The sequence below is a fragment of the Leeuwenhoekiella aequorea genome (genome assembly GCF_004104375.1).
GTDB lineage: Bacteria > Bacteroidota > Bacteroidia > Flavobacteriales > Flavobacteriaceae > Leeuwenhoekiella > Leeuwenhoekiella aequorea.
This window is the reverse complement of the sequence record NZ_QOVM01000002.1, coordinates 178,782-192,143: the sequence shown is the minus strand read 5'-3', so window position 1 is coordinate 192,143 and position 13,362 is coordinate 178,782. Positions and strand designations below refer to the sequence as shown.

Sequence of the window (13,362 nt, the reverse complement as noted above, 5' to 3'; positions counted from 1 at the left end):
GCAGATGGATGAACTTGAATTTTTAAAAGAAGACTGGAAACGGCAGGAAGCCGATCTTCCAAAGGTGAGCATAGACTCCCTATATAGAATGATTCATAAAAGATCATCTTCTATAATGAAGTGGATTTTATACATATCAATAATAGAATTTTTATTTTGGACTGTACTAAATGCATTTACTATTAATACTAAAAGCTTAAACTCTCTTAAGGAATTACACTTATATGAATTTGAAATTGTTGCGACAATTATACATTATTGTCTTCTAATCTATTTTATTTATATTTTTTACAAAAACTACAAAGAAGTACAAACGACAGAGAATACCAGTGTACTTATGAAACGTATCTTAAAAGTACGTAAGACTGTGAATTATTATGTGATTTACAATCTGGTAATGGCATTTGTAATAGGTATGATTGTGTTCATAGCTTCAGCCATGTATAGCCCAAAAATTCAGAAACTTTATATTGTAGGTGAAGATGGCTCTACGACTTTACCATTGAGTTTCATCATTTCATTTCTAGCGATGTTCTTGTTTATGATAGGTATTTTTTGGTTATTCTATAAATTACTGTATGGTATACTACTCCGCAGATTACATCGCAATTATAAAGAACTTAATAAATTAGAGTTAAGGAATTAGATCATACTCTTTTCATTTAAAATATATCCATATATCCCATCCTCAAGATGGGATATATTTGTTTAGGGCTACTCTAAATTATTTATAGACTTGATAAACTCTCTATTTATATAAATCATAGTTAATTTTAAGAGGTAATTGACTAGATCTTCTATTTTTGTGACAAACAACATTATATGCATTTAATATTACGCTATAGTCTTACACTGCTCCTGTTTACAGGATTACAAGCCACAGCTCAAGAATATTCGACAGCTACTATTAAAAATACGATTCAAGAATTTAAAAATGATGCCCGGGGACCTTACTTGCGTATAAGATGGTTTTGCGAAGATGGTACTATGCGAGAACCTAAAGATCCTTGTCCTGAAGGAGTTGACGGTGTACAGCATGCTAGCTACAAAGAAATTACAAAAAGCATTGCAGATAAAAATCAGTTGTATTTTGCTGAGATTCTGGCAGCAGCAAATCCTAAAAAATTCTGGGATGCTGCAAATAACAATAGTAGAATTAAGCAATATCAAATAAACAAATATCTACAAAGTGTTGATGATGGTTGGATTTTGCAACGCGCTCAATATTATCGGGGTGCAATACAATCTGAAGACGAAGAAGCTTGGGGAATCGATTTTTATAAAGATTTACTTAAACAAGATAATATTCTAGAGTCTAATTATTATTTGATAAGACAGTCGCTAAAAGATATACCGCATGCTGGTGATGATAATATCGCACAACGTATGCGTAGTGAGTCTAAAGTTATAGCAGAATTATTTCCAAAATTTATGGATGCCCGGGTAAAGATCCACGGTCAGCCAGATGTAAGTGACATCGCATTAGTACAACAATTTCAGCAGAAATATCAAGATGAGCTGAGTCCGAAATTAAATACGGAATTTGATAACCTTCTTGTAACCCTAAACGAGTATTATGCTCCTATTAATTTACAGGGTCTCAAAAATAAAGTAGCGAGTTTAAAGAGTGATGCAGCTGTAAAAGAACAATTATTAAACTTCACAACTACAATTAACAATGATACTCCGGCTAGTGTAGTAATTCCTGCTATAAGTGATTTACTTTGTAATATACGTACGCAAATTACGCAACTACAAAAACCTACAGATCGTCTGGCTATTTTAGATATTTCTCTAAAACTTGAAGAAATGTTACTTAAAAAAGCAGCCTCCTGGGAGCCAAAAGACTTACGAGAGCTTCTAGATAAAGTGTACCACCTATCTTATGCTACAGCAGGCACAGGTCTTACCGAAGTTTGGGAATGGGAGCAAATTGCCGCTACCCTAGCTCCTATAAAGTATACAAATGTATCTTTAGATGAATTAAATAGTATGCTTACAACCTCACGCAATGTTGTACAATGGAGTGCTGCAATGGTAAAAGCTACTTACGATGCAGATGTTGAAAAATATACTGAGTTTGAAGCGTTGTCAGCTGGTTTTATTGATGATCGCGTTAGATCATCTGTTGCGCTACCTTTGGGAAAAGCGGTGAGCGAATTAGGAGATCTTGTTTCAGAAAAACTCAACCTCGAAAATAAGGTAATGCGCATTTCAAATCAAAGCGCAATTCATGGTTTGAATCCAGGATACGCAATGGGTGAATTAGTGGTAGTACCCGGTAATCCCGATGCGGTTGAAGTTTCTAGCAATAAAATATATGTTTTTAAAAGACCACCTTCAGATTTAAAACCGGTGGCAGGTATAGCTACTGTTGATGAAGGTAACCTTGTATCTCACGTGCAGTTACTAGCCCGCAATTTAGGAATTCCTAATGCTGCTTTAATAGACTCAAATCTGGAAGCGCTTCAAGAGTTTAATGGAAAAGAAGTTTTCTATGCCGTCTCTAATAAGGGAACGGTTATATTAAAACTAGCCGAAGATATGTCGAAAGAAGAAAAGCAACTTTTTTCACAAGAAGAACGGAAACAAACTAAAATAGCGGTACCTATTGAGAAAATAAGACTTGATTTGAAAAATATTCTCAATATGAGAGATATTGATGCATCAGCCAGCGGAAAATTAGCAGGACCAAAAGCAGCAAATTTAGGTCAGTTAAAGAAAATGTTTCCGGAGCACGTTGTAGAAGGCTTAGTTATTCCGTTTGGGATATTTAGAGATCATATGGATTTACCGATGCCAGGTCAATCATTGAGCTATTGGCAATTTTTGACTGATATGTTTGCTAGTGCTGATAAGATGAGAAAAGCAGGAACTTCTACGGGGCAAATCGAAGCTTTTCAATTAAATAAACTTGCAACATTAAGAGCTGCAATTGCAGAGATGAAATTAAAGCCTGCATTTGTAAGTGAATTGCGTGCGTCTTTTATCACAAATTTTGACAAACCTATAGGTCAGACTCCAGTATTTCTTAGAAGTGATACCAACATGGAGGATTTAAAGGAGTTTACTGGAGCAGGTTTAAACTTAACCTTGTTCAATGTTGTTGAAGAACAAAAAATCTTAGAGGGTATTAAATCCGTTTGGGCTTCTCCTTATACTGAACGTAGTTTTAAATGGAGACAAGTTTACCTCTCAAATCCTGAGAATGTATTTCCTTCTATATTAGTTATTCCTAGTGTTGATGTTGAATATTCGGGAGTAATGATTACAAAAGGTATCAATGAAGGTACAGATGAAGATCTTACCGTTGCTTTTAGTCGCGGAGCAGGTGGTGCTGTAGATGGTCAAGCTGCAGAGACCAGGCTTGTATCTTCTACTTCTGATTTATTACTGGCTCCTGCTCGTCAACCTGATTATATACGATTACCTGCTACTGGTGGCACAAAAAAATACAGCACAAGTTTTGAAAAGTCTATAATTAATCAAAAAAATATCGAAAGTTTACGTGAAGTAGCGAAGGAAATTCGTGAGAAAATACCACAACAAACCGATACCGATTACGAAGGTGCTTATGATGTAGAATTAGGCTTTCAAGACGACAAATTATGGTTATTTCAGATACGCCCGTTTGTAGAAAATAAAAATGCACTTAGCAATGGTTATCTCGATTCGATATCGCCAAAAACAAACCTAGAGGAGTATATAGATCTCGACACTAAACTTTAATTATCAAAATAGAATACTTGCTATTAGCAGTGTTTTGATAACACCATTATATAATTACTATGAAAAAATATCTTCTTTTATTACCGGTTTTACTATTAGTACTTGCATTTACAGGCCCTAACTTCTACCCTATTGACGGTTATGAGCGTACGGGAATAGCTAGACTTGCACAGCTACAAAAAATCGTGAAAGACAGTATAAAATATACACGAATTCCTGCAGGAGCTTATTTAAAGACTGAAGATATCAAATTAAGACTCACCTCAAAAAATGATAGTGCCAGTTCTTATATGACTGAAGATCCAGAATTACAGAAAAAAATATCTGGTTTGTTTTATGGCTTAGATGCTAGCTACTCGATTTCTGTTATGGATATGAGTGATACAACAAATTTAAAATATGCTGCTCGTAATGAAACTAGAGGTTACCAACCGGGTAGCGTAGGTAAGTTAGCAATCTTACTTGCCATGTTTGATCAGCTTGAAAAATTATGCCCAAACGACTGGGGTGCGCGAGAAAGCTTACTAAAGCATAAAAAAGTAAAAGGCGGACCATTTGCAGTGTATGATCATCATACTATTCCACTATATGATATTGAGCAAGACAAATTAACGAGGAGAACAGCTCGTGAAGATGATGTTTTTAGTTTGTATGAGTGGATAGATCATATGGTAGCTGTGAGTAATAATGGTGCAGCAAGTGTGGTGTACAGGGAAGCACTTTTATTGAAAGTTTTTGGAGAAAAATATTTTACCCTTACCGACGAGGAAGCGATGAAATGGTTTAAAGAAACAGACCGTAAGGAAATTTCAGACCTTGCCTTTGAAGTAGTAAATCAGCCACTTAGAGATTTAGGTATTACAGAAGATGAATGGCGTTTAGGAGGTTTTTTTACAAATGGTGCAGAACGTTATGTTAGTCGTCAAGGGGGTAGCATTGGTTCGCCTAAGGGATTAATGAAATTTTTAGTGAATATTGAACAAGGTAAAGCTGTAGATTCTCTTTCTAGCTTAGAAATGAAACGTATTATGTACCAGACAGAGCGTCGTATTCGCTACGCACAGTCAAAAACTCTTGATTCTGCTGCCGTATATTTTAAAAGTGGAAGTTTTTACAAGTGTGATAGATCTAAAGGTGCTTGCGGAGATTATGCAGGAAATGTTTTTAATTATATGAATTCAGTAATAATAGTTGAACACCCCGGTGGCGGACCCAAATATATCGTTTGTTTAATGACGAATGTTCTACGTAAAAATTCGGCTTCAGATCACATGTATCTTGCTGGTAGAATTGATAAAGCTTTACAAGAATCTAATACAGGACAGTAAATAAAGTTCTTGCAAGTGATGATAAAAGAAGCCTCTTTAAAATTAAATTTAAAGAGGCTTCTCTAATTCTTTAGAATAGGCAAGTGCTTTATAAACAGAGGTGACTTCTAAAAAATCCTACATATATGTAAATAATAAATGTTAATAATAGATTAAGTTTATTTTAATTTGCAATTGTCCCTATTACCTCGTGAAAACTAGAGTCTATAAAGTTTTATCACTAAATTAGAAATTTTGGAAAATTTTGAATCCTATAATAAAATTTTAATTGAGCAAGCACCAACGGCTATCGCTATGCTCGATAAAAATATGATTTACTTAGCTGTATCAAAAAAATGGATAACAGATTATAAACTCGAAAATCAAGAAATTATAGGGTGTTCACATTATGAGGTTTTTCCTGAAATTAGTGAAGAATGGAAAGAAAATCATCAAAAATGTCTCAATGGAGCCATAGATATTTGCGACGGAGCAGAATTCGTTAGAGCTGACGGAACTGTCCAATGGATTTATTGGGATGTTCGCCCTTGGTATGATTCAGATAAGAATGTAGGTGGTATAATTATACATTCCGGCGATATTACCTCTCTCAAAAAACGTGATTTTGAAAAGGAACGTATAGAGAAAGTTCTTGAAAAAACAAATGAGATTGCGCGTATAGGCATTTGGGAAGTAAATGTTTTAACACAGGAAGTGTTCTGGAGTAAGGTGGTTTATGAAATACACGAAATATCAGAAAGCCATAAACCAAATGTTGAATCTAGTATCGATTTTTATAAAGAAGGAGCTAGTAGATTGGCTATTACAAATGCCGTTAATAATGCTATAAATCAAGGTGAAGCCTTTGATATTGAAGTTGAGATTATTACGGCTAAGGGATTGACGGTGTGGGCTAGATCTATAGGCCAGCCAGAAATGGTAGATGGTAAATGTGTGCGATTATCGGGGATGTTTCAAGATATAGATACTATAAAACGCTCTCAAATAGCTCTCAATAAGGCAAATCGAGAAATGAATGCGATTTTTAACTCTGGATCTATCGCAATTATTACAACAGACAAAAGGGGTATTATCAACCATTTTAATAGCGCTGCAGAATTACTTTTAGGATATTCTGCTTCAGAATTGGTGGGGAAACATTCCTTAGAAATTTTTCACATAGAAGATGAAATTCCAAAGTTAAAAGAACTATTAAATTCTTTACAAATTGGTACCGGCAAGTCTTCAGCCACTCCTAAAACCTCTAATTTTACAGACAGTCGAGAATGGATTTTTAAGCGTAAGGATGGTTTATCATTCCCAGTACAACTCACTTTAAATACCATAAAAGATGACACCGGCAATCCTATAGGAATTTTAGGTGTCTCATTTGATATAACAGAGCGCAAAAAAGCCCAGGACGAATTACTGCGGAAAAACCAACTTTTAAATTTTGCTGAAAAAATTACACTGATGGGTAATTGGCAGTGGGATGTAGTTACAAACAGACTTATATGGTCTGATAATATGTATAAAATTTTTGGAGTTGATAAAGAATCCGAATTAAAAATCGATTCCTATTTTTCGTTTATACATCCCGAAGATTTCGATAAAGTTAATAAGAGCATTAAAGAATGTCTAAATGGTTTGGATTTTAATAAGGTTGTACATCGAATTAGATTGAAAGATGGCACTTTAAAAATTATTCAACTATCTGCGGTTACTACAAAAAATCAGGAAGGGAAAGTCATCGAACTCGTGGGAACCTGTCTTGATGTAACGACTAACAAGATGGCAGAAAATAAGTTTAGAGGCTTACTAGAATCTGCTCCTGATGCAATGGTTATTGTAAATGAGAAGGGTAAAATTCAACTTATTAATAATCAAGCTGAAAAGCTATTTGGTTATACTCTTGATGAGTTATTTAACAAGCCCGTAGAAATTCTTATTCCCAAACGTTTTACTGGTAATAATGCGCATATAGGTCTTCGTAATGGATTTTTTGCGAAGCCAAAAGTAAAAGCATTTGGCGTAGGTAGCGGTAAAGATTTATATGGAATTAATAAGGAAGGTATAGAAATCCCAATTCAAATAAGTTTAAGTCCATTACAAACTGAAGAAGGTTTGTTAGTTTCAGCAGCTATACGCGACATAACTACTCAAAAACAAGCATCGAGAAAAATACTTGAGGCCAAAGAGAACCTTGAAGTCCTTGCGAATAAACTTACTGCTCAAAATACCCAACTAGCAGATTTTGTTCATATCACTTCTCATAATCTTAGAGCCCCAGTAAGTAATCTTAATTCGTTATTAGAATTTTACAATACATCAGACACTGATGAAGAAAAGGATATTTTATTTGAAAAGTTTGAAAAAGTAATTAATCATCTCACACTTACTTTAAACACGTTAATTGAAGCATTAAAAACAAAAAGTGAGACAGATAAAGCTCTAGAGGTAATTTCTTTAGAATCAGTTCTAAGTAAAACTCAGGAAATACTTAGTGGTGAAATTATTCAATCTAATATTCAAATAACTTCAGATTTTGAAGCTCTAAAAAAGGTATCTTATAATAAAGTATATTTAGAGAGTATATTTCTTAATTTAATGAGTAATGCTATAAAATACCGTTCTAAAGAAAAACTACCCAAACTCCATATAATGTCTCAAATTATCGATAAAAAGATTATATTGAGTTTTGAAGACAATGGTCTTGGAATAGATTTGATGAGAAACGGAAATAAACTTTTCGGGCTTAATAAAGTATTCCATAGACATCCCGAGGCTAAGGGCGTGGGATTATTTATGACTAAAATGCAGGTCGAGGCAATGGGTGGTACAATAGCCGCAAAAAGTAAGGTTAACGAAGGCACAACCTTTATTATTAACTTAAATTAATTATGAAAGACCCTTTTAATATTTGTATTGTTGATGATGATGACATCTATCAATTTACAATGATTAAAATCCTAGAATCTTTAAACTTATCTAAGAAAATTATTCTTTTCTCTGACGGTGAAGAGGCTCTCGACTTTATGATAGGTAACCTAAACAAACAAAATGAACTTCCTGATGTAATTTTTCTAGATGTGAATATGCCCATAATGGATGGTTTTCAGTTCATGGAAGAATACATAAAGATCAAACCAGAGGTAAATAAAAAAATCATCATTTATATGGTATCTTCCTCCGTAGATCCTGTAGATATTGAACGAGCCAAAAGTCTCAACGAAATTTCTGATTACATTATTAAGCCTATTAAAAAAGGGGAACTTGTACATATTATTAAGAACCTCGAGGAGCACGGGAGTTTATAAACTGCACAAATTTTAAGTTCTTCACAAAGTATTCAACTTTTTTCAAAATATCTTACTGCACTGATAATAGTGAGGTTAATCAATCGCCACGGGATTTGATTCTTTTTTATAAACCCTAACTCGTACAGATTTACTTATTGGCGTATTGCTACGCTTTGCAAAATGGTTATAGGGAACGAGTAAATTAGTTTCCGGGAAATATGCCGCTATATTACCTGTAGGGATTTTATAGGGTATTATTAAGAACTTATTTGCTTTTCGTACAATCCCATCATAAGTACTTGTAAGATTTACAACATCAAGTTTTTTAAGTCCTCTCGCATCCATATCCTTTTGATTCATAAAAACAACTCTACGTTCATTATAAACACCTCTATAGCGATCATCAAGACCATAAATAGTTGTATTAAATTGATCGTGAGATCGTATAGTCATCAACATCAATTCATCTGGAGCTAATACATGCTCTGGAAGTTTATTTATGGTCAGTTGAGCTTTACCTTTAGGTAACATACTAAAGTCTAGATTACGCACATTGTTAGGTAGATAGTAACCGTGTCCCTCAGATTTTTTAGCTGTATCTTCAAAACCTTTTGCGACAAGATCTATATAATTTCTTATTATCTCATAATCTTCACCCATTGCTTTCCAGTCTAACGGATGATTCTCAAAGTAAGCATCTGCAAGCTCTGCTATAATTTGTGGTTCAGAACGCACATTATCTGATGCAGGTTTCAATACACCTTTTGACTGGCTTATTTTACCCATACTGTTTTCAACCGTAAAATACCGTCTTTTACCATTTTGCTCATCTTTTTCAGATCGACCTAACGTTGGTAATATAATTCCGGTTTTACCGGTTACTAAATGAGTTCGATTTAATTTAGTACTTATTTGCACCGTTAAATTGCAATTCTGTAAAGCTTCAGCCGTATATTTTGTATCTGAAGCGGCCATTAAGAAGTTTCCGCCCAGACATAAAAAGGCTTTAGCTTTTCCATTATGCATGGCTTGCATCGATTCTACAACATCGAGACCTTGTTCCGAAGGTGGTGTAAAATGCATATATTTCTCAATACGAGCATTCATATCCTTATCAACAAAATGTTGTATCCCTACGCTCCTATCTCCTTGTACATTGCTGTGTCCGCGTACAGGGCAAGTTCCTGCTCCAGGCTTTCCTAATGCTCCTTTTAATAGCAATAGGTTTACAAATTCTCTAATATTCTCAACGCCATTTTTGTGTTGAGTGAGTCCCATTGCCCAGCAAATAATAATTTTAGAAGAATGCCGAAGTAATGCTACTGTTTTATTTATTGCAGATTCATCTACACCGGTACGTTTAAGCAAATCTTTCTCATCGTATTGCATAAGGTCTGCAATTAGCGTATCGTAACCACTGGTGTACTTTTCAATAAATACATGATCAAAAACCGATTTGTCAACTGAATCAAGAATCGCAAGCTTTTTTAGTATCAATTTAATAAGTGGGATGTCTTGATTAATATTAACAGGAAGGTGAACATCTGCCATATCTACACCACTCCCAATAACGCCACTTAAATGCTGCGGATTTTTAAAATTTACAAGTCCGGATTCTTCTAATGGATTTATACTTATAATTTTACCACCATTATTTTTACACTTCTCTAAAGCAGAAAGCATTCTCGGGTGATTTGTCCCCGGATTTTGACCTGCTATGATAATAACTTCTGCTTCGTATAAATCTTCTAAAACAGTAGAACCTTTACCTATTCCTAGCGTTTCACCAAGTGCTACACCACTAGACTCATGGCACATATTTGAACAATCGGGCATATTATTTGTGCCAAAAGCACGAGCAAATGTTCCGTAAAGAAAAGCCGCCTCGTTGCTTGATCTACCTGAGGTATAAAATATAGCTTCGTCTGGTGAGTCTAATTTCTTTAGTTCGTCTGCAATGAGTTTATACGCGTCATCCCAGCTTATCGATTCGTAATGTAAACTTCCCGGCCTAAGCACAAGAGGCTCTACTAAACGACCAAATTTATTCAGTTCGTAGTCCGATAAATGAGACAACTCTTCCACAGACCATTTCTTAAACATATCTGCACCTATTTTATCGGTAGTTGATTCATCGGCGAGTGCTTTTGCACCATTCTCACAATATTCTGCAACAGATGATCTCTTTTCAGGATCTGGCCAAGCACAACTGGGGCAGTCAAATCCATCTTTTTGATTCATTTTAAGAAGCGCCCCCATAGAACGTAAAACTCCCATCTCTTTAAAGCCGTGCTTAAGTGCTTCTTTCACACCTAACATCCCTGCTGCGTCGCGAACAGGATCACCCAATTTAATATTTGTAAATTCTTCAGCTCCAGTTAGTGAAATATTACGCTTAAAGTTTTGAGACATAGTAAAATTATTGAGAATTTTCAATTATCATTTTTCTGAATTTTATAATAAAAAACTACAAACTAAAATATTAGATACGCGGTTTAAGTACAAAGAGAATTGATAATTTCGGTTTTCAATTTAAACAATTTTTAAACCCTGAAATACTAATGAAACACTAAATACAGTGCTCTTGACTTAATTTATAAAAACCAAAATTGCTGTTAAACCCATCCTACTTTAAAAACTTGCAAATAAACAATCGTTATATTCGCTAAGACATAACGCCTCTAAATATGATATCTGTTTCTGAAGCACAAACTCTTGTTATAAAATATGCCGAAAAGTTACCTGTTTGTAACATCGAACTTGAAAACAGTTTAGGGTATTTTTTAGCTGAAGATTGTGTAGCTCCTATTTCACTACCTTCATTTCGCCAATCTGCAATGGACGGTTATGCCTTTATTAATACGGGCGACAAACATCTTAAAGTTATTGGTCAGGTTCAAGCAGGAGATTCTATAACTCCGCAAGTCAAATCTGGTGAGGCCATTCGGATTTTTACAGGCGCACCGCTTCCTGATGGTGCAGATACGGTGGTAATTCAAGAACACGTTAATCGGGATGGTGATTCTATACATATTGAAAAACTTCCTGCACTTGGTGCAAATGTTCGGCCTATTGCAGAACAGTTAAAAGCAGGAACTACAGTACTAAAAACTGGACATAAAATAAACGAAGCATCTATAGGATTTATGGCCGGTCTGGGTTTAACCCATATAAAAGCATATCAAAAACCTAAAATTTGCATATTAACAACCGGAAACGAATTGCAAAAACGAGGGACTGTTCTAAAGCCTAATCATATCTATGAAAGCAATGGGATAATGCTTGAAACTGCTTTAAAACGATTGGGTGTTTTTGACATTCAAATAGTAAAAGTTGAAGACAGTTTGTCTCAAACAATCGATGCAGTACACAATGCACTCAAGAGCGCCGATATCCTTCTTGTTTCGGGAGGAATCTCTGTAGGAGATTTTGATTTTGTACGAGAGGCATTTCAGCAAAACGAAATTGAAGAGTACTTTTATAAAGTTAATCAAAAGCCCGGCAAACCGCTATGGTTTGGTACTAAGGGATCAAAATCTGTATTTGGACTTCCAGGTAATCCTGCTTCAAGTTTATCTTGTTTTTATGCATACGTATTACCACATATACAAAAAAGATCGGGCAGTCTCAATCCGTTTTTAGAAAAACGTACCGCATTTTTAACTGAAAAAATTAAAAACATTCATAGCAAAACACTTTTTCTAAAAGCTGGTGTCTATAACAATGAGATCACCCCTTTTACAGGACAAGCGAGCTCTATGCTTAATACTTTTGCAAATAGTAACGCATTATTAATTGTTCCTGAACAGATAGAGGATTTAGAGATAGGTGATTCAGTAAGTTATTTAGATCTCAATTATTAGTTATGAAAAGCATCAAAAGTAGAATATGGATCGAGGATAATGAAAATGTGTTTTTAGGATATGGACGTGTTCAGCTATTAAAAAAAATTGAAGAAACCAATTCTATTTCAGCTGCAGCAAAAGAATTAAATATGTCTTATAAAAAGGCTTGGAAACTTATTAATTCAATGAATGTAAGTTCGCAAGACGCATTGGTAATTACTAACACCGGAGGGAAAGATGGTGGCGGAACAACATTAACTCCATATGGAAAAAAAATGATTGTAAATTTTGAAACGTTAAATGCAGCCTGCGAAGATTTTTTAAATACAGAATTTAAAAAGCTCTATCAATTGTAATAATACAAATATGGAACCATTAGATCAGATTCCGGTTTACATATTATGTGGAGGAAAAAGCAGTAGAATGACTTCGGAAAAAGGTTTAGTAAAGCTTCAAGAAAAGACATTTATAGAGCTTATTACTAGTGTTTTACAATCTAAAAATATGTTAGTAAAGTTGATTACTGAAAATGAAAATTATTCAGAATTGGGATATAAAATTTTACCGGATATTTATATCAATAAAGGTCCTTTAGCTGGAATACATTCGGCTTTAGCAGACTGTAAAAAGGAAAGCATTTTGATCCTTAGTTGTGATATTCCATTATTTAATACTCAAACACTTACAACTCTTCATTCAAAAGCTTTGCCTGAAAAAGAAGTTGTTTACGCAACTGCAAACGGAAAAGATCATCCTCTAGTAGGATTTTATAAAAAGAGCTTATTAAAAAAGTTAGAAGACGCATTAGATAATAACGATTTGAAAGTGATGAATTTTGTTAAGGAACAAAATTTTCAAAAAATAGAAATTGATGATGCACGCTCTTTAAGTAATATAAATACACCTCTAGAATTGAAAGAACTTGAAAATAATATTAAATAATGACAATTACTTTAAAGTATTTTGGACAACTAGCAGAGGTTTTTGAAACTAGTGAGGAGACCCGCGATCTTGAGAATATAAATGTAACTGATTTGATAAAGGAAATAAGTAGTGGCTATGATCTCGATCACATTCCCTATCAAATAGCCGTAAATCAAAGAATAATTGATTGTAACGAACAAGTAAACCTAAATGATGGTGATACCCTCGCATTACTTCCTCCTTTTGCTGGAGGTTAAC

10 protein-coding genes are annotated in these 13,362 nt (G+C 34.4%); 9 read left to right on the top strand and 1 reads right to left on the bottom strand.

The genetic code is table 11. The annotated features are described in order from the left end of the window. The first annotated feature begins 4 nt into the window (after positions 1–4). The 5 genes from DSM00_RS04830 (at position 5) to DSM00_RS04810 (ending at position 8,353) form a co-directional block, all read left to right on the top strand. Positions 5–646, top strand: a complete 642-nt coding sequence (locus tag DSM00_RS04830; protein WP_128756901.1) for a hypothetical protein — start codon at positions 5–7, stop codon at positions 644–646. 176 nt (positions 647–822) lie between these two features. After that, complete coding sequence (locus DSM00_RS04825; RefSeq protein ID WP_128756900.1) at positions 823–3,729, top strand: PEP/pyruvate-binding domain-containing protein; 2,907 nt, start codon at positions 823–825, stop codon at positions 3,727–3,729. A 59-nt stretch (positions 3,730–3,788) separates the two neighbouring features. Continuing rightward, positions 3,789–5,057, top strand: coding sequence for a serine hydrolase (locus DSM00_RS04820; protein WP_128756899.1), 1,269 nt, complete (start codon positions 3,789–3,791; stop codon positions 5,055–5,057). 234 nt (positions 5,058–5,291) lie between these two features. Further along, positions 5,292–7,934 carry a PAS domain S-box protein gene (locus tag DSM00_RS04815; RefSeq protein ID WP_128756898.1) on the top strand — a complete coding sequence of 881 codons (2,643 nt, stop codon included), beginning with the start codon at positions 5,292–5,294 and terminating at the stop codon, positions 7,932–7,934. A 2-nt stretch (positions 7,935–7,936) separates the two neighbouring features. Next, positions 7,937–8,353, top strand: coding sequence for a response regulator (locus tag DSM00_RS04810; protein WP_128756897.1), 417 nt, complete (start codon positions 7,937–7,939; stop codon positions 8,351–8,353). Between the two features lie 75 nt (positions 8,354–8,428). On the opposite strand, the gene DSM00_RS04805 is transcribed toward DSM00_RS04810, so the two are convergent. Then, positions 8,429–10,747 carry an FdhF/YdeP family oxidoreductase gene (locus tag DSM00_RS04805; protein ID WP_128756896.1) on the bottom strand — a complete coding sequence of 773 codons (2,319 nt, stop codon included), beginning with the start codon at positions 10,745–10,747 and terminating at the stop codon, positions 8,429–8,431. 275 nt (positions 10,748–11,022) lie between these two features. Between DSM00_RS04805 and DSM00_RS04800 the strand changes: the two genes are divergently transcribed. From DSM00_RS04800 to DSM00_RS04785, 4 genes are read left to right on the top strand one after another with little or no spacing between them, the layout of a single operon-like run. Further along, positions 11,023–12,198, top strand: a complete 1,176-nt coding sequence (locus DSM00_RS04800) for a molybdopterin molybdotransferase MoeA (RefSeq protein ID WP_128756895.1) — start codon at positions 11,023–11,025, stop codon at positions 12,196–12,198. A gap of 2 nt (positions 12,199–12,200) precedes the next feature. Next, positions 12,201–12,536 (top strand): winged helix-turn-helix domain-containing protein, encoded by a 336-nt coding sequence (locus DSM00_RS04795; protein WP_128756894.1) that lies wholly within the window; start codon positions 12,201–12,203, stop codon positions 12,534–12,536. Positions 12,537–12,546: 10 nt separating this feature from the next. Further along, entirely contained in the window at positions 12,547–13,122 is a 576-nt protein-coding gene (mobA, locus tag DSM00_RS04790) for a molybdenum cofactor guanylyltransferase (RefSeq protein WP_128756893.1), read from the top strand. Further along, positions 13,122–13,361: a MoaD/ThiS family protein gene (locus tag DSM00_RS04785; protein WP_128756892.1), complete on the top strand. Its 240-nt coding sequence runs from the start codon at positions 13,122–13,124 to the stop codon at positions 13,359–13,361. The genes mobA and DSM00_RS04785 overlap by 1 nt, the downstream gene beginning before the upstream one ends. Position 13,362: the final 1 nt, after the last annotated feature.

Excerpts from the sequence above, each read along its gene's own strand:
- DSM00_RS04785 (WP_128756892.1), top strand. The coding sequence starts at position 13,122 with ATGACAATTACTTTAAAGTATTTTGGACAACTAGCAGAGGTTTTTGAA.
- DSM00_RS04825 (WP_128756900.1), top strand. The coding sequence starts at position 823 with ATGCATTTAATATTACGCTATAGTCTTACACTGCTCCTGTTTACAGGA.
- DSM00_RS04795 (WP_128756894.1), top strand. The coding sequence starts at position 12,201 with ATGAAAAGCATCAAAAGTAGAATATGGATCGAGGATAATGAAAATGTG.
- DSM00_RS04810 (WP_128756897.1), top strand. The coding sequence starts at position 7,937 with ATGAAAGACCCTTTTAATATTTGTATTGTTGATGATGATGACATCTAT.
- mobA (WP_128756893.1), top strand. The coding sequence starts at position 12,547 with ATGGAACCATTAGATCAGATTCCGGTTTACATATTATGTGGAGGAAAA.
- DSM00_RS04830 (WP_128756901.1), top strand. The coding sequence starts at position 5 with ATGGATGAACTTGAATTTTTAAAAGAAGACTGGAAACGGCAGGAAGCC.
- DSM00_RS04800 (WP_128756895.1), top strand. The coding sequence starts at position 11,023 with ATGATATCTGTTTCTGAAGCACAAACTCTTGTTATAAAATATGCCGAA.
- DSM00_RS04805 (WP_128756896.1), bottom strand. The coding sequence starts at position 10,747 with ATGTCTCAAAACTTTAAGCGTAATATTTCACTAACTGGAGCTGAAGAA.
- DSM00_RS04820 (WP_128756899.1), top strand. The coding sequence starts at position 3,789 with ATGAAAAAATATCTTCTTTTATTACCGGTTTTACTATTAGTACTTGCA.